Annotated in this window: 20 protein-coding genes; 14 read left to right on the top strand and 6 right to left on the bottom strand. The window is 59.5% G+C overall.

What is annotated here, in order from left to right; translation table 11 throughout:
* Positions 1 to 2: 2 nt before the first annotated feature.
* Positions 3 to 1,094 carry an alkylhydroperoxidase domain protein gene (locus V7Q49_RS04820; protein ID WP_333849602.1) on the top strand — a complete coding sequence of 364 codons (1,092 nt, stop codon included), beginning with the start codon at positions 3 to 5 and terminating at the stop codon, positions 1,092 to 1,094.
* Positions 1,095 to 1,181: 87 nt separating this feature from the next.
* Here the strand turns inward: V7Q49_RS04820 and araJ are convergent, their stop codons facing one another.
* On the bottom strand, positions 1,182 to 2,357 hold the full coding sequence (gene araJ / locus V7Q49_RS04815) for an MFS transporter AraJ (protein WP_333849601.1): 1,176 nt from the start codon (positions 2,355 to 2,357) through the stop codon (positions 1,182 to 1,184).
* Positions 2,358 to 2,557: 200 nt separating this feature from the next.
* Here araJ and ppk2 point away from each other — a divergent pair, with 200 nt between their 5' ends.
* Together ppk2 and V7Q49_RS04805 are read left to right on the top strand one after the other, a co-directional pair.
* Complete coding sequence (gene ppk2, locus V7Q49_RS04810; RefSeq protein ID WP_333849600.1) at positions 2,558 to 3,382, top strand: polyphosphate kinase 2; 825 nt, start codon at positions 2,558 to 2,560, stop codon at positions 3,380 to 3,382.
* A 121-nt stretch (positions 3,383 to 3,503) separates the two neighbouring features.
* On the top strand, positions 3,504 to 3,692 hold the full coding sequence (locus V7Q49_RS04805) for a hypothetical protein (RefSeq protein WP_333849599.1): 189 nt from the start codon (positions 3,504 to 3,506) through the stop codon (positions 3,690 to 3,692).
* Between the two features lie 109 nt (positions 3,693 to 3,801).
* Here V7Q49_RS04805 and fdnI read toward each other — a convergent pair whose 3' ends face one another.
* Genes fdnI through fdnG form a run of 3 tightly spaced genes read right to left on the bottom strand, consistent with a single transcriptional unit; the run spans position 3,802 to position 8,394 of the window.
* The gene (gene fdnI / locus V7Q49_RS04800) at positions 3,802 to 4,458 is read right to left on the bottom strand and encodes a formate dehydrogenase-N subunit gamma (RefSeq protein WP_333849598.1); all 657 of its coding nucleotides are present in this window, start codon (positions 4,456 to 4,458) and stop codon (positions 3,802 to 3,804) included.
* Positions 4,451 to 5,335 (bottom strand): formate dehydrogenase subunit beta, encoded by an 885-nt coding sequence (gene fdxH, locus V7Q49_RS04795; protein ID WP_333849597.1) that lies wholly within the window; start codon positions 5,333 to 5,335, stop codon positions 4,451 to 4,453. The genes fdnI and fdxH overlap by 8 nt, the downstream gene beginning before the upstream one ends.
* Before the next feature lie 11 nt (positions 5,336 to 5,346).
* A complete protein-coding gene (gene fdnG, locus V7Q49_RS04790) occupies positions 5,347 to 8,394 on the bottom strand; it encodes a formate dehydrogenase-N subunit alpha (protein ID WP_333849596.1) in 3,048 nt (1,015 codons plus the stop codon).
* 222 nt (positions 8,395 to 8,616) lie between these two features.
* On the opposite strand from fdnG, the gene yddG reads away from it, so the two are divergent.
* Entirely contained in the window at positions 8,617 to 9,504 is an 888-nt protein-coding gene (yddG, locus tag V7Q49_RS04785) for an aromatic amino acid DMT transporter YddG (RefSeq protein ID WP_333850492.1), read from the top strand.
* A gap of 367 nt (positions 9,505 to 9,871) precedes the next feature.
* Here the strand turns inward: yddG and V7Q49_RS04780 are convergent, their stop codons facing one another.
* Positions 9,872 to 10,819, bottom strand: a complete 948-nt coding sequence (locus V7Q49_RS04780) for a LysR substrate-binding domain-containing protein (protein ID WP_333849594.1) — start codon at positions 10,817 to 10,819, stop codon at positions 9,872 to 9,874.
* 171 nt (positions 10,820 to 10,990) lie between these two features.
* Here V7Q49_RS04780 and V7Q49_RS04775 point away from each other — a divergent pair, with 171 nt between their 5' ends.
* The 10 genes from V7Q49_RS04775 (at position 10,991) to V7Q49_RS04730 (ending at position 18,289) form a co-directional block, all read left to right on the top strand.
* The gene (locus V7Q49_RS04775; RefSeq protein ID WP_333849593.1) at positions 10,991 to 11,941 is read left to right on the top strand and encodes a branched-chain amino acid ABC transporter permease; all 951 of its coding nucleotides are present in this window, start codon (positions 10,991 to 10,993) and stop codon (positions 11,939 to 11,941) included.
* Between the two features lie 9 nt (positions 11,942 to 11,950).
* Complete coding sequence (locus V7Q49_RS04770) at positions 11,951 to 13,057, top strand: branched-chain amino acid ABC transporter permease (RefSeq protein ID WP_333849592.1); 1,107 nt, start codon at positions 11,951 to 11,953, stop codon at positions 13,055 to 13,057.
* The gene (locus V7Q49_RS04765; RefSeq protein ID WP_333849591.1) at positions 13,054 to 13,821 is read left to right on the top strand and encodes an ABC transporter ATP-binding protein; all 768 of its coding nucleotides are present in this window, start codon (positions 13,054 to 13,056) and stop codon (positions 13,819 to 13,821) included. Before V7Q49_RS04770 ends, V7Q49_RS04765 begins: the two co-directional genes overlap by 4 nt.
* Entirely contained in the window at positions 13,814 to 14,533 is a 720-nt protein-coding gene (locus V7Q49_RS04760) for an ABC transporter ATP-binding protein (RefSeq protein WP_333849590.1), read from the top strand. The genes V7Q49_RS04765 and V7Q49_RS04760 overlap by 8 nt, the downstream gene beginning before the upstream one ends.
* A 28-nt stretch (positions 14,534 to 14,561) precedes the next feature.
* Entirely contained in the window at positions 14,562 to 15,719 is a 1,158-nt protein-coding gene (locus tag V7Q49_RS04755) for a branched-chain amino acid ABC transporter substrate-binding protein (protein WP_333849589.1), read from the top strand.
* A 17-nt stretch (positions 15,720 to 15,736) separates the two neighbouring features.
* Positions 15,737 to 16,219: an L-2-amino-thiazoline-4-carboxylic acid hydrolase gene (locus tag V7Q49_RS04750; RefSeq protein WP_333849588.1), complete on the top strand. Its 483-nt coding sequence runs from the start codon at positions 15,737 to 15,739 to the stop codon at positions 16,217 to 16,219.
* Positions 16,216 to 17,442 carry a Zn-dependent hydrolase gene (locus tag V7Q49_RS04745; protein ID WP_333849586.1) on the top strand — a complete coding sequence of 409 codons (1,227 nt, stop codon included), beginning with the start codon at positions 16,216 to 16,218 and terminating at the stop codon, positions 17,440 to 17,442. The genes V7Q49_RS04750 and V7Q49_RS04745 overlap by 4 nt, the downstream gene beginning before the upstream one ends.
* Before the next feature lie 148 nt (positions 17,443 to 17,590).
* Complete coding sequence (locus V7Q49_RS04740) at positions 17,591 to 17,824, top strand: type II toxin-antitoxin system RelE/ParE family toxin (protein WP_333849585.1); 234 nt, start codon at positions 17,591 to 17,593, stop codon at positions 17,822 to 17,824.
* A complete protein-coding gene (locus tag V7Q49_RS04735) occupies positions 17,815 to 17,979 on the top strand; it encodes a hypothetical protein (protein WP_333849584.1) in 165 nt (54 codons plus the stop codon). Before V7Q49_RS04740 ends, V7Q49_RS04735 begins: the two co-directional genes overlap by 10 nt.
* Entirely contained in the window at positions 17,972 to 18,289 is a 318-nt protein-coding gene (locus V7Q49_RS04730; protein WP_333849583.1) for a helix-turn-helix domain-containing protein, read from the top strand. Before V7Q49_RS04735 ends, V7Q49_RS04730 begins: the two co-directional genes overlap by 8 nt.
* 172 nt (positions 18,290 to 18,461) lie before the next feature.
* Here the strand turns inward: V7Q49_RS04730 and V7Q49_RS04725 are convergent, their stop codons facing one another.
* Positions 18,462 to 19,949, bottom strand: a complete 1,488-nt coding sequence (locus V7Q49_RS04725) for an MFS transporter (protein ID WP_333849582.1) — start codon at positions 19,947 to 19,949, stop codon at positions 18,462 to 18,464.
* Positions 19,950 to 19,997: the final 48 nt, after the last annotated feature.

The following is a 19,997-nucleotide window of genomic DNA, read 5'->3' as shown; positions in this document are numbered from 1 at the left end:
CTATGGCTTTAAGTCAGGATATTCTCGCCGAACTGGCGGAGATCGCCCCCGGTTCCCCGCTGGAACAGGCACGACTCACCCGCGAGGCGGCAACGCGTCACGCGCAGGGGAGCTACGAAACGTTATTCAGTCAGCAGACGGCTGATTTTGCGCTGGACGAACGCTTTGCCGTGGCGGCTAAAGTGGCGAAATGGCACAACGCCGACGCGCTGGCAGCCCATTACGCCGGGTTTGGTCTGGCCGATCCGACCTCGGTGCGCCTGACCCCCGCCCTGACCTTTGCCCGGCTGCTGACCTTCTCTCCGGTCGAAGCCACCCCCGGCGCGATCAACGCGCTCACCCTGGCAGGCTGGAGCAAGGAAGGCATCGTCACCCTGGCGCAGTTGATCGCCTTTGTCAGCTTCCAGAGCCGCCTGATCGTCGGCCTGCGTCTGCTCAATGACAAACCGGTGGCGGCAAGCGATGTTCCGGTTGTGGCAGGCCCCTGGCACACCGTGCCGCAGACTAAAAACGGCAAAGCCGCACCGGTTGAGTTTACCCAGCTTGAGCTGGGCTGGGAGCCGTGGCTGGCGCCAAAACCGCTGGCGGAATTTACTCCTGATGAGCAGGCGATCCTCGCAAAATTCGGCCATACCGACTCCGACTATTTCCGCCTGCTGGGGCGCAATCTGCCGGTGCTGGAGCAGCGAACGCTGACCGATAAAGGGATTTTCTATACTTCAGGCGGACTGTCGCGGGCGGAGCGAGAGCTGGCCGCGGCGGTGACCAGCAAGGTCAACGGCTGCATTTACTGCGCCTCGGTGCATGCGCGTAAGGCCAGCCAGCTGTCGAAGGATGATGATGCCGTGGAAAGACTGTTGGCGGTAGCGCCGGGTCAGTCCCTGAGCAGCGGGCAGTCGCCGCGCTGGCAGGCGGGGATTGATTTTGCCGCCGCGCTGTCGGTCACCCCGCCTGCGGTGACGCCGGGGCATCTGGCCGAGCTGGAACGTCAGGGGCTGGATACCCTCGCCCAGCTGGATCTGGTCCAGTCCGCGGCCTTCTTCGCCTGGGCTAACCGCCTGATGTTAACCCTGGGTGAACCGTCATTGCCGTGAGTGTGTTTTTGCCCGGCGGCGCTGCGCTTGCACGGGCCTACGGGTTTTGTAGGCCGGGTCAGCGCAGCGCCACCCGGCATTTCACTCTCAGGCTAACGCCTGCCTATTTCCCTGTGCCCGTCGAGCTTTCAGATAACCGTACATCAACAACGACGACATGGCACAAAACGACAGCGCTGCCGCAGGCAAGGTCACGTAACTCCAGCTAAAGCCCAGCGTAATCATCATCCCGCCAAAGTACGCCCCGATGGCGCTGCCGAGGTTAAACGCCACCTGTCCCCCCGCCGCACCGAGCATCTCCCCGCCCTGCGCATTTTGCAGGAGCAGGATCTGCAGCGGTGCCGCCAGCGCAAACAGCCCGGCGCAGCAGATAAAGCCCATCACCAGCGAGGCCGCAGGCAGTCCGCCGAAGGCAAACAGCAGCAGCAGCGACAGCACAATCACCAGATCGGTGATCGCCGCAATCCGCAGCGGGCTGTAGCGCCCGGAGAGCTTGCCGCTGAACAGATTCCCCAGCACCATCCCGAGCCCCATCAGCATCATGATCGCGGTCATCACCCCTTCGGAAAAGCCCGACACGTTGATCATGAACGGCTTCACGAAGCTGAACCAGGCAAAGACCCCGGCGTTGCCAAACATGGTGGCGGCGAAGATAAACCACGGCTCCGGCTTTTTCAGGAAGCGGAACTGCTCGCTCAGGCGGGTTTGCGATTTATCGAAGGTTTGCGGCACCCACAGGGCGATCGACAGCATCACCAGCAGGTTAAAGGCGGCGATCAGGAAGAAGGTGTAGCGCCAGCTGAACTGATGCCCCAACCAGGTGCCAAGCGGCACCCCCGCAAGGTTGGCGACCGTCATCCCGGCGACCATCCCTGCCACCGCCAGCGTCACTTTGCCCGGCGGCGCAATGCGCGAGAGGATGATGGTCCCGACACCAAAGAACGCCCCGTGCGGAAAGCCGGAGACCAGCCGCCCGATCGCCAGCATGGTGTACGAGGTGGAGAAGGTGAAAATCGCATTGCCGATCAGGCACAGCGTCACCAGAAACAGCAGGATCGACTTTAAGGAGAACTTACTCGAAAAGAGCGCAATAATCGGTGCCCCGATCACCACCCCAAAGGCGTAAAACGAAATCATATTCCCGGCGGAGGGAATGGTGATGCCCACGTCCCGCGCCAGTTCGGTTAACACACCCATAATGCCAAATTCGGCCATGCCGAGGCCAAAAGTGCCAAGTGCTAACGAAAACACCGTCTTTTTCATACCACAACCAGTTGTTAAAAAATTGCAACAGCCATTATCGACCAATCTTGTATGGTGAGCCAGTTCAAATCGCGCCGCTGGCCGATTCCTCCATCAATTCGGGTAGGCTGTGAATATTTTCCGCCAACCCGCTCAGCCCTGATTACACTTCAAAGTGTTATGTCTCACCGCACCGACAGACTCCCGTAAAGGAACGCATCATGGCAGATAAAGATAAAAACAAAAGTAAACCCGTTGCGAAGATCGCGCCTCCCGTCCCGCTTAAGCGCGCGGAGTACGAAAAAGAGCTGCACCGTCTGCACGTGGAGCTGGTTAAGTTGCAGCGCTGGGTGGTGAGCAAGGGGCTGAAAGTGTGCGTGGTCTTTGAAGGGCGCGACGGCGCCGGTAAAGGAGGCACGATTAAGGCGCTGACCGAACGCGTAAGCCCGCGCGTCTTCCGGGTGGTGGCGCTACCCGCCCCGACCGAGAAAGAAAAGAGCCAGCTCTACTTCCAGCGCTATGTGCCGCATCTGCCGTCGGCAGGTGAGATCGTGATTTTCGACCGCAGCTGGTACAACCGCGCAGGCGTGGAGCGGGTTATGGGATTTTGTACCGAGGACCAGGTCGAGAAGTTCCTCGACGGTGCGCCGATCATCGAAAAAGCGATGGTCGATGCGGGCATTATTCTGATCAAATACTGGCTGGAGGTGACGCCCAAAGAGCAGGAGAGCCGTCTGCGCGACCGCATCAACGACGGGCGCAAAACCTGGAAGCTGTCGCCAATGGATATAAAATCGTTCAACCGCTGGGATGAGTACACCAAAGCGCGCGATGCGATGTTTGCCGCCACCGACACCGCCTGGGCCCCATGGTTTGTCGCCCGTTCCGAGGACAAAAAGCGCGTGCGGCTGAATATTATCTCTCACCTGCTGTCGCAAATTCCGTATAAAGACCTGCCGGAGGAAGAGGTTAAATTACCGAAACGTAAGATTGGTAAAATTAAACCGACCGCTTATCCGTTCCGTTATATTAAAGAGAAATTCTGACGATTGCCGCCCTCCTGGTTATTTACCGGGAGGGTATAATTTAACTATTACCAGGCGAATCAATATTGTTTTTTATTATTCGGAATTGATAATGGCCTTACCAATAAAGGAGAAGTAACCAATGAAAACAGGTATCAAGGAAAAGAACACAGGTAAGGACCATTTAACTGGCGTTCCGTCACGCCCGGTTTTATCCGCAGAAGAACGTATCGAGCAACGCAAACGCGACAAAGAATTCATGCGTGCTATGAATGAGTTTGTCGAAAAATATGGATTATTAACGGATGATCCATTTTTCAAAGTCATTTAATGTTCTAAACCTGACCTGCAGGAAATACCCGCTCCAGAATCATCCGGAGCGGGTATTTCCCCGTAGGCCCGCGCAAGCGCAGCGCCGCCGGGCACCACAGGCGATGGGATTACTTCATCCCTTCACTAACATCTTTCTGCGCTTCCAGGCGTTCCACGTCCCGATACCAGCGTGGATGGTGTTTCTGCGCCCAGCGGCGGCTCACCTTGCCTTCGATCATCCCTTTAATCGAGCCTTTGACCCAGAAAGCCATATACATATGGATCAGAATGGCGTGGATCAAAATGATGGCCGACGTGGCATGGATCAGCAGGCTATAGCGCACCACCTGCATCGGGAAATACGGGGCAAAGTACGGACGCCAGATAATGACCCCGGTCACCAGCAGCACAAAAATCATGCTCATGATGGTCCAGAACATCATCTTTTGTCCGGCGTTGTATTTACCCACTTTCGCGACTTTATGCTCGTTGCCTTTCAGCACCTCAACAATGCCCTTCACCCACGGAATATCCTGCTTATCCGGGATGTTGTGATGGACGAAACGTACGAACATAAACATCAGCACCACGAAGATCAGCACCCCAAAGAACGGGTGCAGGATGCGCCCCATCTGCGGCGTCCCGAAGGTCTCGGTCAACCACTGCAGCGTCGGGAAGAAGAACGAAATCCCAGATACCGCCACGAGGAAGAAACAGATCACCACCGTCCAGTGACAGGCGCGGTCAACAAACTTCGTGCGCACGATCGTCTTTGACTTACTCATGGTGCTCCTCCTCATCGTCATCCACCTCTTTGTTCGGCCCGATCCCCACGTAGTGATAAATCAACCCGGCAAAGGTGGCGATAAAGCCCGCCGCCGAGAGCGGTTTAAGCGCCCCTTTCCACAGATTGATGGAGGTATCAATAGCCGGATCCTTCGGCAGATTGTGATACAGCTCCGGCTGGTCGAGATGGTGCAGGACATACATCACGTGCGTCCCCCCCACGCCCTGCGGGTTGTAGACGCCCGCATTGGCGTAGCCGCGCGCCCTCAGCTTATCGACCCGCTGCTGGGCCACGTCCAGCATCTCCTTCTTGGTGCCAAAGTGAATGGCCCCGGTCGGGCAGGTTTTCACGCAGGCCGGCTCCTGACCGACGCTGACGCGATCCACGCACAGGGTGCATTTGTAGACCCGGTTGTCCTCTTTGCTGAGGCGCGGAACGTTGAACGGACACCCGGCGATGCAGTACCCGCAGCCGATGCAGTTATCCTGCTGGAAATCGACGATACCGTTGGCGTACTGAATAATCGCCCCGGCGGACGGGCACGCCTTCAGGCAGCCCGGATCCTCGCAGTGCATACAGCCGTCTTTGCGGATCAGCCACTCCAGCTTGCCGTTCTGTTCGGTTTCGCTAAAGCGCATCACCGTCCAGGATTTAGCGCTCAGATCGGCCGGGTTATCGTAAACCCCAACGCAATGGCCCACCTCATCGCGGATATCATTCCACTCGGAACAGGCCACCTGGCAGGCTTTGCAGCCCACGCAGGAGGAGACATCAATAAGCTTGGCCACTTCCGCTTTGTAATCCCGCGCACGTGGCGCGGGGGTAAAGCCGTTGGTGGCGGAGCGTTTGATGACGTCTTGTGTTTCCATCGACATTACTTCGCTCCTTACGCTTTCTCGATGTTGACCAGAAACGCCTTGTACTCCGGCGTTTGCGAGTTGGAATCCCCTACCGCTGGCGTCAGGGTGTTGGCGATATAGCCTTTCTGCGCCACCCCTTCAAAGCCCCAGTGCAGCGGAATACCGACCGTTTCTACCTGCTGGCCGTGAACGTTCAGGGCCTGCAAACGACGGGTAACCACCGCCACGGCGCGAATAAACCCGCGCTGGCTGCTGACCTTGACGCGGTCGCCGTTGGCAATGCCTTTGGCCTGCGCCAGGGTCTCGCTGATCTCGACAAACTGTTCCGGCTGGGCGATGGAATTCAGTCGCGCATGCTTGGTCCAGGTGTGGAAATGTTCGGTCAGGCGATAGGTGGTGCCGACGTACGGGAACTTGTCTTTCTTGCCCATGCGCACGGCATCTTCTTCGTAGAGACGCACGACCGGGCTGGAGACCACGTTCGGGTGCAGCGGGTTGGTGCCCAGCGGCGTTTCCATCGGCTCGTAGTGTTCCGGGAACGGCCCTTCCGCCAGCTTGTCGATGGCAAACAGACGTCCCAGCCCTTCCGGCTGCATGATAAACGGCCCGGTATTGCTGCCCGGTGCGGCGGTGTTGAAGTCCGGGATATCATTCCCGGTCCACTTCGCGCCGTTCCACTGGATCAGCATTCGTTTCGGATCCCACGGCTTGCCGTTGATATCCGCCGAGGCGCGGTTATAGAGCACGCGACGGTTTAATGGCCACGCCCAGGCCCAGCCCAGCGTGTTGCCCAGCCCTGACGGGTCGGCGTTATCGCGGTTCGCCATCTGGTTGCCCTGCTCTGTCCAGCTGCCAGTGTAGATCCAGCACGACGAGGCCGTCGTACCATCATCACGCAGCTGGGCGAAGCTGCTCAGCAGCTGGCCTTTCTTCGCGATGAGCACGCCGTTGGCGTCATAGAGATCCGCCAGCGCATAGCCGTTGTTCTCTTTCGCCACCTCTTCCGATTCCGGGTGATCCGGCTGTTTGTAATCCCAGCTCATGCGCAGCAGCGGTTCGACGCCCTTGCCGCCTTCGGTGCGATACATCTCGCGCAGGCGATGGTAAATTCCGGCCAGGATCTCGCCGTCGTTACGCGCTTCGCCCGGTGCATCCTGCCCCTTCCAGTGCCACTGCAGCCAGCGACCGGAGTTGGCGATGGAGCCGTCCTCTTCCGCGAAGCAGGTGGACGGCAGACGGAAGACCTCGGTCTGAATCGAGGCGGGATCCACGTCATTCATCTCGCCGTGGTTCTGCCAGAAGGTCGAAGTCTCGGTCACCAGCGGATCGATCACCACCATGTACTTCAGCTTGCTGAGGCTGGCGACAATCTTGTTTTTATCCGGGAACGACGCCACCGGGTTGAAGCCCTGGCAGATGTATCCCGTGACCTTGCCCTTCGACATCATGTTGAAATACTTAATGACGTCGTAGGACTGATCCCATTTCGGCAGCCAGTTAAAGCCCCAGTCGTTCTCCTTCTGCGCCGCATCGCCGTAGAAGGATTTCATCAGGCTGACGAAGAACTTCGGATAGTTGCTCCAGTAGTTCACCTGGTCCGGCAGGGTCGCTTTCGGCGTGTTGGCCGCCATGTAGCTCTGCAGGTCGGTCTGTTTCTCGGACGGCAGCGTCAGATAGCCGGTCAGGCTGGTCGACAGCAAGCCGAGATCGGTCAGGCCCTGGATGTTGGAGTGGCCGCGCAGGGCGTTAACCCCGCCACCGGCCATGCCCATGTTGCCGAGCAGCAGCTGGATCATCGCCATGGTACGGATGTTCTGCGCACCCACGGTATGCTGCGTCCAGCCCAGCGCATACAGGAAGGTGGTGGTTCTGTCCGCGGCGCTGGTGGAGGCCAGCACGTCGCACACCTTCAGGAAATCGGCTTTTGGCGTGCCGCAGATGTTCTCCACCACCTCCGGCGTATAGCGGGAGACGTGCTGTTTCAGCAGGTTCCACACGCAGCGCGGATCGGTCAGGGTGTCATCGCGTCTGGCATAGCCGTTTTCGTCGAACTGATAGTTCCAGGAGGACTTATCGTACTGGCGTTTTTCAGCGTCGTAGCCGCTGAACAGCCCGTCGTCGAAGGCAAAATCTTCCCGTACCAGCAAATTGGCGTTGGTGTAGTGCTTAACGTACTCGGCGTTAATTTTGTTGTTTTCGATCAGGTACCGCAGCACGCCGGAAAGGAACGTAATGTCCGTGCCGGAGCGGATTGGCGCATAGATATCGGCCACCGATGCCGTACGCGTAAAGCGCGGATCGACGACGATCAGCGTCGCATCGTTGTTGTTTTTCGCCTCCATCGCCCAGCGGAATCCCACCGGATGGGCTTCAGCGGCGTTGCCGCCCATCACCATCACGACGTTCGCGTTTTTGATATCAACCCAGTGGTTGGTCATCGCACCGCGACCAAATGTTGGAGCAAGACTTGCTACCGTTGGTCCGTGTCAGACGCGCGCCTGGTTGTCTACCGCCAGCATGCCGAGGGAGCGCACAAATTTTTGCGTCAGCATGCCGGTTTCATTACTTGCCGCGGAGGCACACAGCATCCCGGTGGAGAGCCAGCGGTTAACCGTCACGCCCTGCTCGTTGGTCTCGACGAAGTTGGCGTCGCGGTCGGCCTTCATCAGCTTCGCGATGCGCGTAAACGCCTCATCCCAGGAAATTCGCTGCCATTTGTCGGAACCCGGCGCGCGGTATTCCGGATAACGCAGGCGGTTGTCGCTGTGGACATAGTCCAGCAGGCCCGCCCCTTTCGGGCATAACGCCCCACGGCTGACCGGATGATCCGCATCGCCTTCAATATGATAAATCGACTCTTTGGCGTTCTTCGCGCCATCACCCAGGCTATACATCAATAGCCCGCATCCCACGGAGCAGTATGTGCAGGTGTTACGGATCTCTTTCGCGCGCAGCAACTTATAGTTGCGCGCCTGAGCCAGCGCCATTTTAGGGGCGAACCCTAAAGCAGCCACTGTCGTACCGGCCATACCGCCCGCGCAGATTTTAAAAAACTGTCTGCGGCTGACGTCCATTGCTGTCCTCGTTAGAACATTGAGAATTCCGGCGGAAAACTAACAGCAAAGCCCCTGTTTTTTTTGCGGCAAATCAATTTCGCCAATCTTCGCCCTCTTAATAGTCGGTGGGGAGCGGTTTTATTACTGCTTAAGGAGTAATGGCGGGGAGATTAATTCGCGGAAGCTACTGAAACAGTGCTATAAATTTGCCCCTGAAAATGTCATGGCAATGGGAAAATGATGGACAGAAAAAAAGCCACCCTGATCGGGCTGGCCGCGATTGTGCTGTGGAGCACGATGGTGGGCCTGATCAGGAGCGTCAGCGAGGGGCTGGGGCCGGTAGGCGGCGCGGCGATGATCTACACGCTCAGCGGTTTGCTGTGCCTGGTCACGGTCGGGTTTCCCAACCTCCGGCGTTTCTCGCCCCGCTATCTGATGGCCGGTAGCGTGCTGTTTGTCAGCTATGAAATCTGTCTGGCGCTGTCGTTAGGCTACGCCACCACCCGCCACCAGGCGATTGAGGTGGGAATGGTCAATTATCTCTGGCCGAGCCTGACCATCGTGTTTGCCATTCTGTTTAATCGCCAGCGCTCGACCCTGTGGGTGATCCCAGGGCTGATTATCTCCCTGCTGGGGGTGAGCTGGGTGTTAGGCGGTGAAAACGGGCTTCATCCGGCGGAGATTGTCCGCAATATCGTCTCTAACCCGCTGAGTTACGGCCTCGCCTTTGTCGGTGCTTTTATCTGGGCGGCCTACTGCACCGTGACCAGTAAATTCGCGAAGGGGCAGAACGGCATTACGCTGTTTGTGCTGCTGACGGCGCTGACCCTGTGGGTTAAATACTTCTTCAGCGATCAGCCGGAGATGGTGTTCAGCGTGCCGGTGGTCATCAAACTGCTGATGTGTGGCGTCGCGCTGGGGTTTGGCTATGCGGCGTGGAACACCGGGATTTTGCACGGTAACGTGACGCTGCTGGCCGCGGCCTCCTATTTTACGCCGGTGCTGTCAGCCGCGCTGGCGGCGGTGCTGCTCAACGCGCCCCTGTCGTTCAGCTTCTGGCAGGGGGCGATGATGGTGTGTGCGGGGTCGCTGCTGTGCTGGTATGCGACGCGGGCTCGGGCTGCCTGAGGTTTCGGGCTGTGCGGTCTGTAACGCCTCCACGTCACCGCTTTTGTAGGCCGGGTAAGGCGGAGCCGCCACCCGGCGAGGTGGCTGCGGTGCGGTCATTTCCCCCTCACCCTAACCCTCTCCCTCAAGGGAGAGGGAACCGGTCGTGCCCACCCTCCAACGTCACCGCTTTTGTAGGCCGGGTAAGGCGTAGCCGCCACCCGGCGAGGTGGCTACGGTGCGGCCCTTTCCCCCTCACCCTAACCCTCTCCCTCAAGGGAGAGGGAACCGGTCGTGCCCACCCTCCAACGTCACCGCTTTTGTAGGCCGGGTAAGGCGCAGCCGCCACCCGGCGAGGTGGCTGCGGTGCGGCCCTTTCCCCCTCACCCTAACCCTCTCCCTCAATGGAGAGGGAACTGTTGCGTCGCAGCCAGCTCTGCAACAGCTTGCCATCCTCACTCATCTCACCGTCCTGACGCACGCACAGGTAATAATCCCGGCCATCGTCGATCGGCAGATCGAAGATCTTCACCAGCTCGCCGCTCTCCAGATAAGGCGCTATCAGCGGTTCGCGCATCAGGGCACAGCCCAGCCCGGCCTGCACACCCGCCAGGGTTAACAACCCATCTTCAAACATCGGTCCGCTGCGCCGTGGCGGGCGCTTCACGCCCTGCTGGACAAACCACTGCTGCCAGGTGGTGCGCTCCTCGTCGTGCAGAAGCGGCATTTGCAGCAGTTGTTCAGGGGTATCGATATGCCCGTGCAGACGTAAAAACGCCCGGCTACAGACCGGCACCATCTGCCCGGAGATCAGCTTTTCGCTCTGGTAGCCCGCCCACTGGCCGTTACCAAAACGGATCGACATATCCGAGGCATCGCTCAGGTAGTTGCGGTGGTTGGCGTAGACCACGTTAATCTCAGTTTGCGGATTCGCGCGCATAAACCCCGGCAGACGCGGAATAAACCACCCCATCCCAAACAGCGGGATCAGGCTGATGGTCACCTGGCGGGTTTGTACCTGCTCAAGCAGATGTTCCGTGGCCTGGCGCAGCACGTTGAAGGCCGCGCGAATGGAGCGGTAATAGTCCCGCCCCTGCTGGCTGAGGATCAGCCTGCGCCCCTGGCGCTCGGTGAGCGGCATTTGCAGATACCCTTCCAGCACCTTCAACTGATGACTCACCGCCGACGGAGAGATGTCCAGCTCCTGCGCCGCCAGGGTCACGCTGCCCAGCCGGGCTATCGCCTCGAAGGCCCGCACCGCCCGCAGCGGCGGATCGTTCGCCAGTCGGCTCTCGGCAAAAGCCGCGAGCGTCAGAGATTGTTCTGTTTTATTCATATATTGATCTGTTATGGATAATCAGGTTAATCAGCCATTTATCATCATTATTAAAATCAATGAGATAACGCAAGCTCCAAAAATCATAAGAAAGAATATATGCGTATTTCACAATTTAATTCAATTATTAGATGTTACCCGCTGGAAAGAGCACTTTGTCGGGTAGGAACGTTGGACACACTTATACAACAACTGATCAACGGCGTGATGCTGGGCAGCATCTACGCGCTGATCGCGCTGGGCTATACCATGGTGTATGGCATTTTGCGCATTATTAACTTTGCCCACGGCGATATTTTGATGGTCGGCGCGCTGACCACCCTGTCGGCGCTGAATCTTCTCAGCCACCATTTTCCGGCCATGCCGCAACTTCTGCAGCTCGGCTTTGCGCTGCTGATTGCCATGGCGGTCTGCGCCCTGCTGGCAATGGCCGTTGAGCGCTTTGCCTATCGCCGCCTGCGTAACGCCCCTCGCCTGGCACCGCTGATCTCCGGGATTGGCGTGTCGGTGCTGCTGCAAACCGTGGCGATGATTATCTGGTCGCGTAATCCGCTGATGTTCCCGCAGATCCTGCCGATGGACCCGATTGCCATCACTGCGGGCAGCGAGGCGCACCCTCCGGCGATTATCACCGTCACCGGCATCGTCACCGTGGCGCTGGCCCTGATCGTCATGACCGGCCTGTGGCTGCTGGTGGAGTACACCCGCCTCGGTCGCGGCATGCGTGCGGTGGCGGAAAACCCGCGCGTCGCCACCCTGATGGGCGTCAACCCGAATGCGATCATCACCCTGACCTTCGCCATCGGCGGCATCTTTGCGGCGCTGGCGGGGGTGATGATGGCCAGCAACTACGGCAACGCCAGCTTCTCTATGGGCTTTCTGCCCGGCATTAAAGCCTTTACCGCAGCGGTGCTCGGCGGCATCGGCAATATTCGCGGGGCAATGATTGGCGGGATCCTGCTCGGCATTATCGAAGCGCTGGGTGCCGGTTATCTGGGCGAGCTGACTCACGGCGTGTTCGGCAGCAACTACCAGGACGTATTCGCCTTTATCGTGCTGATTCTGGTGCTGGTCTTCCGTCCGGCGGGTCTGCTGGGCGAGCGCGTGGCGCACAGGGCGTAAGAGGAAATCATGACTGCCATTGAACTCAAAACACCGGCGACCAGCGGTAAATTCTGGTCCGGCATGACGCTCTTCGTCCTTGCCCTGCTTATTGCGCCGGTTGTCGCGACCCAGCTGGGTGGCAACTACTGGGTGCGGGTGATCGACTTCGCTCTGCTCTACATCATGCTGGCGCTGGGGCTGAATATCGTGGTGGGCTACACCGGCCTGCTGGACATGGGCTTTATCGCCTTCTATGCCGTCGGCGCCTATCTGGCGGCGCTGCTGGCCTCGCCGCATCTGGCGGAGGTGTTCCCGATTATTAACGTCTGGTTCCCGGACGGGCTGCACACCTCGTATCTGCTGATTATCCCGATTGCGGCGCTGGTCGCGGCGGTGTGCGGCATTCTGCTGGGTGCCCCGACGCTGAAGCTGCGCGGCGATTACCTGGCGATCGTCACCCTCGGCTTCGGGGAGATCATCCGTATTCTGATGCGTAATCTCGACCGCCCGGTGAACATCACCAACGGCGCGAAAGGCATTACCGGCGTCGATACCCTCAACCTGTTCGGCCTGAAGTTTAGCGGCGTTTACCACTGGTTCGGCTTCAAAGTCCCGGCCCTGTGGCTGTGGTACTACCTGTTGATGCTGGTGATTGTCGGGATCATATTTGTCTGCCTGCGCCTGCAACACTCGCGCATTGGCCGGGCGTGGCACGCCATCCGCGAAGATGAAGACGTCGCCCGGGCGATGGGCATCAACGTGCGCAATTTTAAGCTGCTGGCCTTTGCCATGGGTGCCTCCTTCGGCGGCGTAGCCGGGGCGCTGTTCGGTGCCTTCCAGGGCTTTGTCTCGCCGGAATCCTTCACCCTGCAGGAATCCATTGCCGTGCTGGCGATGGTGGTGCTGGGCGGGATGGGCCATATCCCGGGGGTGATCCTCGGCGCGGTGCTGCTCACCGCCCTGCCGGAGCTGCTGCGCAGCCAGGCGGCCCCGGTGCAGCAGGCGCTGTTTGGCTCGGTGCTGATTGACCCGGAGATCCTGCGTCAGCTGTTTTACGGTCTGGCGCTGGTGCTGGTGATGCTGGTTCGCCCGTCGGGCATCTGGCCGAAGCGCCACAAGGAGGTGCAAGCATGAGCCTGTTAACCGTGCGCAATATGTCCAAACGCTTTGGCGGTCTGACGGCGGTCGATAACGTCTCGCTGTCGATTAACAAGGGTGAAATCTACGGCCTGATTGGCCCTAACGGCGCGGGCAAAACCACCTGCTTTAACCTGATCACCGGGTTGTATCCGGCAGACAGCGGTGAATTCGCCATTGCCGATTCCCCCTATTTCCCGACGCAGATCGAGAAAGTGACCGCCGCGGGCATCGCCCGTACTTTCCAGAACGTGCGTCTGTTTAACGAGATGTCGGTGCTGGAGAACGTGATGGTCGGTCGCCACGTGCGGACCCGCAACGGGCTATGGGCGGCGCTGAGCCGTCACAAGCGTGCCCGGGAGGAAGAAGCGCAGACCCTGGCGCAGGCCTGGCACTGGCTGGAGTACACCGGCATCGCGAAGTTCGCCCACTACCGCGCCTGCGACCTGGCTTACGGCCATCAGCGTCGGCTGGAGATCGCCCGCGCGCTGGCCACCGATCCGCTGCTACTGGCGCTGGACGAACCCGCCGCCGGGATGAACGCGGCGGAGAAAGTGGCGCTGGGCGAACTGCTGACCCGCATACGTGACGACGGAAAAACCCTGCTGATGATTGAACACGACGTGAAGCTGGTGATGGGGATCTGCGATCGCCTCACGGTGCTGGATTACGGCAAAACGCTGGCCAGCGGCACCCCGGACAGCGTGCGTCGCGACCCGGCGGTGATCGCCGCCTGGCTTGGAGGCAATGCCCATGTCTGAATTACTGAAAGTGGAACGTCTGGACGTGCATTACGGCGGCATCCAGGCGGTGCGCGATGTTTCCTTTAGCCTGCGCGAAGGCGAACAGGCCACCCTGATTGGTGCCAACGGCGCGGGCAAAAGCTCCACCGTGCGGGCCATCACCGGGCTGGAGCGTTTTGGCGGCCACATTGCATTTAACGGCAAAGCGGTACGTAAGCAGAAGGCCGAAGGGCTGCTGCGCGACGGGCTGGTGATGGTCCCGGAAGGCCGCGGCATCTTCGCCCGGATGACGGTGCTGGAGAACCTGCAGATGGGGGCCTGGCTGCGTCGTGACACTGTCACCGTTAAGCAGGAGATGAACGAAATCTTCGAGCGCTTCCCGCGTCTCGGCGAACGCCAGCACCAGCTGGCCGGGCTGCTCTCCGGCGGGGAACAGCAGCTGTTAGCCCTGAACCGCGCCCTGCTCAGCCGCCCGCGCCTGCTGATCCTCGACGAACCGTCGATGGGTCTCGCGCCAAAGATGGTAGAGAACATTTTTGCCGTCATCGCCGGGCTGCGCGAGCGCGGCGTGGCCCTGCTGCTGATCGAACAGAACGCCCGCCTGGCGCTGGAAGTAACCGACCAGGCCTGGGTGATGGACAGCGGCAGCATCGTCCACCACGGCGCGTCGAAAGCAATGCTCGACGACGACCAGATTGCACAGATTTATTTGGGCGAAATGCCCGTTTAACAACACCAACCAACATCAGGGAAAAATAATGAAATCCGTAAAAATCAGCGCGCTCAGCGCCGCAATTCTGCTCAGCGGGTTTGCCTCAACCGCAGCCTGGGCCGCCGACAGCGAAACCGTGGTGATTGGCCTGGCGGGCCCGCTCACCGGCCCGTCCGCCCGTATCGGTAAGGACCTGGAGAACGGCGCTCAGCTGGCGATTGACGACATCAACAAGCAGCACCCGACCATCGGCGGCAAAGCGGTGACGTTCAAACTGCAGTCCGAAGATGACCAGTCAGATCCACGTACCGCAGTAGCCGTGGCCCAGCGCCTGGTGGACAGCGGCGTGGCGGGCGTGGTCGGTCACTGGAACACCGGCACCAGCATCCCGGCAGCGCGCGTCTATCACGATGCCGGTATCGCCCAGGTCGCCCCGGTTGCCACCGGCCATGCCTATACCAAACAGGGCTTTGACACCAGCTTCCGGGTGATGGGCCATGACGATGATGGCGGCCAGTTTGCCGGGCAGTACGCCATCGATACCCTGAAAGCCAAACGCATCGCGGTGATCGACGACCGTACCGCCTTTGGTCAGGGGCTGGCGGATGAGTTTATTAAATCCCTCGAAGCCCAGGGCGTGAAGATTGTCGACCGTCAGTACGTTGATGACAAAACCGTCGACTTTAGCGCCGTGTTGACCGCGATCCGCAGTAAAAACGCCGATCTGATCTTCTTTGGCGGCGTGGACAGCCAGGCGGCACCGCTGGCGCGTCGGATCAAACAGCTGGGCATGAACGCTAACCTGATGGGCGCGGGCGGCTTTGTCAGCCAGACCTTCCTGCAGCTGGCGCAGAAAGAGGGTGAAGGCGTGGTGGCGCTGGAGCCGGGCCTGCCGGTGGATCAGATGCCGGGCGGCAAAACCTTCGAGCAGGCGTATCAGTCCCGCTACCACACCCATATCGAACTGCACGCCCCGTTCGCCTATGACGCCACCCGCGTTCTGGTGGCGGCGATGGAGAAAGCCGACTCGGTGGATCCGGCAGAGTACCTGCCAGCCCTGCGCGCCATCAGCTACTCCGGCGTGACCGGACAGATCGCCTTTGACAACCAGGGCAACCTGAAGGCCCCGTCGTTCACCGTTTATAAAGTGGTCGACGGTAAATGGCAGCCGCAAACCGTGCTGGGCGGCGCAAAAGCTAAGTAACGCAGTGAGGCAATGTGATGAGTGATAATAATGAGCTGGGCATTCTCGCCCGCCGCAAAATTGAAGCAGAAATTATTAAGCCAATTTACGAGATCCTGGTGCGCGAGATCGGCAAGACTCGCGCTCAGGCAGTAATTGGCGAGGCCATTGAGCAGGCCGCCATTAACGCGGGCAAGGAGTTTGCCAGCAAGGAGCCGAACGGCGCGGACGTGAAGAGCTTTATCGCCCTGCAATACCTGTGGGAGAAGGATAACGCTCTGGACGTGAAGGTGATCGACGCCGACGACCAGCAGTACAACTACAACGTCACCCGCTGCCGCTATGCCGAGATGTATCACGAGATGGGACTGGGCGAGATTGGCCACCTGCTGTCGTGCGCCCGCGATGAGAAATTTATCGTCGGCTACGCGCCGGACGTGGAGCTGACCCGCACCACCACCATCATGCAGGGCGGTAAGTGCTGTGACTTCCGCTACCGCAGCATCAAGGACAAAGCATGATCCGCGTGAACGCCGACCGGCTATGGTCGACGCTGGAGAGAATGGCGCACATCGGCGGTACGGCCGGGGGCGGCGTCACCCGTCTGGCGCTGAGCGAGGAAGATCGGATTGCCCGTAACCTGCTGCGCGACTGGGCGCTACAGGCGGGGTTTTCCTGCGATGTCGATAGCATGGGCAATATGTTTATCCGCCGCGCGGGTAAGCATTCAGCCCTCGCCCCGGTGATGACCGGGTCGCACGTAGACTCCCAGCCGCTGGGCGGTAACTACGACGGCATCTACGGCGTGCTGGCCGGGCTGGAGCTGCTGCGTACCCTCAACGACCATCAGATTGAAACCGAGCGCGATATTGTGCTGGTGAACTGGACTAACGAAGAAGGGGCGCGGTTTGCTCCGGCCATGCTCGCCTCCGGCGTCTGGGCGGGTCAGCTTAGCGAAGCGTTTGCTTACGCCAGAATGGATAGCCAAAAAGTCACGGTTCGTGAAGCGCTTGAAGCCATTGGCTATCGCGGGGCACGCCCTGCCCGCGCCTTCCCGATCCACGCCTGCTACGAGCTGCATATCGAACAGGGGCCGATTCTGGAAGATGAAGCCGTGGATATCGGGCTGGTGCGCGCGGCGATGGGCCAGCGCTGGTTTACGATTACGCTGGACGGTTTTGCCGCTCATGCGGGCACCACGCCGATGCACAGCCGTCGTGACGCCTTAACCGCCTTTGCGGAACTGGCGCTGAAGGTGGAAGCGATAGGTTTCCAGCATGCGCCAGATGGTCGCGCGACGATTGGGATGGCGGAGATCACGCCGAACTCCCGCAACGTGGTGCCGTCACGGGTAGTGTGCAGCGTCGAATTCCGTCATCCGGAAAGCGAGGCGCTGGTGGCGATGGAAGCTGCGCTGCATCAGGCGGCGGAGAGCCTTGCTGCCCGCGGCGTCACCGCCGAGGTGGAGCGCATTTTCGATTATGCGCCCATCATCTTTGACGCCGACTGTCTGGCACGCAGCGAGAAAGCGGTGGCGGAGCTGGGCTACACCGCGAAGCCGATGGTGTCCGGTGCCGGGCACGATACCTGCTATATCAGCAAAATCGCCCCGGCCAGCATGATCTTTATCCCCTGCGTGAAAGGCATCAGCCATAACGAAGCCGAAAAGATCTGGCCGGAGTGGTCAGAGAAAGGGGCCAACGTGCTGCTTCACAGCGTGCTCAGTGCGGCGCAGGAGCCGTAAAACAACGCCGGATGCGCTGCGCTTATCCGGCCTACGGTTCGGCAAGCGCAGCGCCGCCGGGCAAAACCTTATCACCGGAGACGAAGTTGAACCAACCCGTAAAGATGACTATAGTAATGGTTACGGGTGGCGAGGTTAAGGAATAACCATGGGGATCTTTCTAACGCCTGAGTTTGAGGCGGAGCGCAAGGACGCTCGCATCAGCAATACCATTTTATGTAAGGCCGCAAAGGCAATTATTTCTGGCCTGCATGGCGACCATTTAGGTAAATACACCTATAAAAAACGGCTGGCCTTACCTGCGGTGAGTCCGCGAGAGGGTGCGCGGGCAATCGTGTTTTTTCATCATGGCCCCAACGTTTATTTTTTGATATGTATCTGAAAAGTCATCTTTCTAAAAAAAGAGGCAAGGAATTAGAAGATGACGAAATTGATGCTTATTGCAGAATCGCAGAAGATTTCATTGCGCTGACACCAGCACAGATAAAACGCCTGCTGAATGTTAAAGAACTGATAGAGGTGACTTGTGATGACTGAACGGTTAAAGCGTATTCAGGGCATGGCTCAGCGTTACAACAAATTAGGTGTTGTGAAAGACGAGACGGTGGCATCCATCGATGCCGCAGTAGCGGCACGTAGTATCCCTGCAGTACGCGAAATGACAGGTGGCGAGATTAAAGAAGTTCGGACACGCTATAACATGTCTCAGGCAGCGCTGGCGATAACAACCGGGATGTCTGTTGAAAGCGTTTCTAAGTGGGAGCGTAACGAAAGTAAGCCCAACAAAGCCGCACTCCGCATAATCAATCTCATAGATATTAAAGGGCCTGAAGTATTCATGGTCTGAAGCCCGCTATGAAATAAACGCTGCGGCACAGAAGCCGTAAAACCACTCCGTATTTGTTGCCTTTGTAGGCCCGGCAAGCGCAGCGCCGCCGGGCATTTTTGTGCGGTCTGCTCCCCCTCACCCCAACCCTCTCCCTCAAGGGAGAGGGAGCATACCGTGCCGCCGGGCATTTTTACCGCTGCGAAACCTTCGCCAGACTGAACCAAATCCCCATTGCCAGCAGCAGCAACATTGCCCCCGCGCTGCCCAGCGCCACGCTGTGCGAGGTGATAAACGCGGTTTTCGCTGCCTCAATCACCGACTCCGCCAGCGACGGCGTGAGTTGCCGGGAGACCTTCACCGCCTCGCCGATGGAGGAGGAAGCGTGCTCCACAAGCGAAGCATCCAGCCCTGGCGGCAGTTCAATCGACACCGAGAAGCTGCGGGTCAGGAGCAGGCCAAAGATCGCAATCCCCAATCCAGCGCCCAGCTCATAGGACATGGTTTCAATGGCCCCGGCCGCAGCGGCCTTCTCTTTCGGCGCGGCGGCCATGATTGCTGAGGTGGAGGCCAGCAAGGCGCTCGCTGCGCTAAAGCCCAGCAGCACCATCAGGCTCCAGGCCTGCCACTGCTGGGTACTGAAATCGAGCATCGACAGTCCGATAAAGCTGAGTGCGCTCAGGCCCATGCCGCCGGTCGCCACGATCCGCAGCCCCAGACGCCCCACCAGCACCCCGGCAATCGGGCCGCTAAAGCCGCTGGCGACCATCACCGGCAGCATGAACATTCCCGCCTCAAACGGGGTGAAGCCGTGGACGAACTGCAGCTCCTGGGCCATCAGCAGCTCAAAGCCCACCAGGGCGATCATCGCCGTCATCGCCATCACCACCCCGCTGAGAATAACGCGATGGCCGAACAGGCGGATGTCGATCATTGGCGTAGCGGCACGAAGCTGAATGCGGACAAAGATCCACAGCAGCGCCGCCCCGGTCAGCAGCGTACCCGCCACCTGCCACGCAGAGAGGCCCCCTTTCAGCGCCGTTTTGGCGCTGTAGACCAGCAGTAAAACCGCCACGATCAGCATCAGGGCATGGGTGATGTTTAACGGCTGTTCAGGCCGCCCCTGCTGGGCTGGCACAAAACGCGCCGCCAGAGAGACCACCAGCAGCACAATCGGGACGTTGATCAAAAACACCGCCCCCCAGTAGAAGTGCGCCAGCAGCATGCCGCCCACCAGCGGACCAAAGGCCGCTCCGCCGGAGCCCACCGCCGCCCAGACGCCGAGGGCAATGTTGCGCCGACGCGCATCCGGGAACAGGGTGCGGATCCCGGCAAGCGTCGCGGGAATGATCATCGCCGCGCCAATGGCCAGCGAGGCCCGCGCGGCAATCAGCCACCCCGCCGAGGGGGCAAACGCCGCCGCCAGCGACGAAAGGCCAAACAGGGTACTGCCCAGGATCAGCAGCCGCTTAAAGCCGATACGATCCCCGAGCGCCCCCATCGGCAGCACCATTCCGGCCATCACCAGAGAGTAGATATCAATGATCCACAGTAATTCATTGCCGCTGGCATCCAGGGTCATGCTCAGCGTCGGCGCGGCAACATGCAGCACCGTGGCGTCGATCGCCACCGGGATGTAGACCAGCACAATAATCACTAACGCTAACCACTGACGAAACATAACAATCCTTATTTACCTAAACCTGGACACATGTCCAGATTGCGATCC

It is taken from the genome of Leclercia sp., from assembly GCF_036780805.1.
Lineage (GTDB): Bacteria > Pseudomonadota > Gammaproteobacteria > Enterobacterales > Enterobacteriaceae > Enterobacter.
Note: the sequence above shows the minus strand (reverse complement) of the source record. Positions and strands in the feature narration are given on the sequence as shown.

Bases quoted from the DNA above. Each gene is read 5' to 3' on its own strand.
- V7Q49_RS04750 (WP_333849588.1), top strand. From the start codon at position 15,737: ATGAGTGATAATAATGAGCTGGGCATTCTCGCCCGCCGCAAAATTGAA.
- V7Q49_RS04805 (WP_333849599.1), top strand. From the start codon at position 3,504: ATGAAAACAGGTATCAAGGAAAAGAACACAGGTAAGGACCATTTAACT.
- V7Q49_RS04730 (WP_333849583.1), top strand. From the start codon at position 17,972: ATGACTGAACGGTTAAAGCGTATTCAGGGCATGGCTCAGCGTTACAAC.
- V7Q49_RS04735 (WP_333849584.1), top strand. From the start codon at position 17,815: ATGTATCTGAAAAGTCATCTTTCTAAAAAAAGAGGCAAGGAATTAGAA.
- V7Q49_RS04760 (WP_333849590.1), top strand. From the start codon at position 13,814: ATGTCTGAATTACTGAAAGTGGAACGTCTGGACGTGCATTACGGCGGC.
- fdxH (WP_333849597.1), bottom strand. From the start codon at position 5,335: ATGTCGATGGAAACACAAGACGTCATCAAACGCTCCGCCACCAACGGC.
- V7Q49_RS04755 (WP_333849589.1), top strand. From the start codon at position 14,562: ATGAAATCCGTAAAAATCAGCGCGCTCAGCGCCGCAATTCTGCTCAGC.
- V7Q49_RS04765 (WP_333849591.1), top strand. From the start codon at position 13,054: ATGAGCCTGTTAACCGTGCGCAATATGTCCAAACGCTTTGGCGGTCTG.
- V7Q49_RS04780 (WP_333849594.1), bottom strand. From the start codon at position 10,819: ATGAATAAAACAGAACAATCTCTGACGCTCGCGGCTTTTGCCGAGAGC.
- fdnI (WP_333849598.1), bottom strand. From the start codon at position 4,458: ATGAGTAAGTCAAAGACGATCGTGCGCACGAAGTTTGTTGACCGCGCC.
- V7Q49_RS04770 (WP_333849592.1), top strand. From the start codon at position 11,951: ATGACTGCCATTGAACTCAAAACACCGGCGACCAGCGGTAAATTCTGG.
- araJ (WP_333849601.1), bottom strand. From the start codon at position 2,357: ATGAAAAAGACGGTGTTTTCGTTAGCACTTGGCACTTTTGGCCTCGGC.
- yddG (WP_333850492.1), top strand. From the start codon at position 8,617: ATGGACAGAAAAAAAGCCACCCTGATCGGGCTGGCCGCGATTGTGCTG.
- V7Q49_RS04740 (WP_333849585.1), top strand. From the start codon at position 17,591: ATGGGGATCTTTCTAACGCCTGAGTTTGAGGCGGAGCGCAAGGACGCT.
- V7Q49_RS04725 (WP_333849582.1), bottom strand. From the start codon at position 19,949: ATGTTTCGTCAGTGGTTAGCGTTAGTGATTATTGTGCTGGTCTACATC.
- ppk2 (WP_333849600.1), top strand. From the start codon at position 2,558: ATGGCAGATAAAGATAAAAACAAAAGTAAACCCGTTGCGAAGATCGCG.
- V7Q49_RS04820 (WP_333849602.1), top strand. From the start codon at position 3: ATGGCTTTAAGTCAGGATATTCTCGCCGAACTGGCGGAGATCGCCCCC.
- V7Q49_RS04745 (WP_333849586.1), top strand. From the start codon at position 16,216: ATGATCCGCGTGAACGCCGACCGGCTATGGTCGACGCTGGAGAGAATG.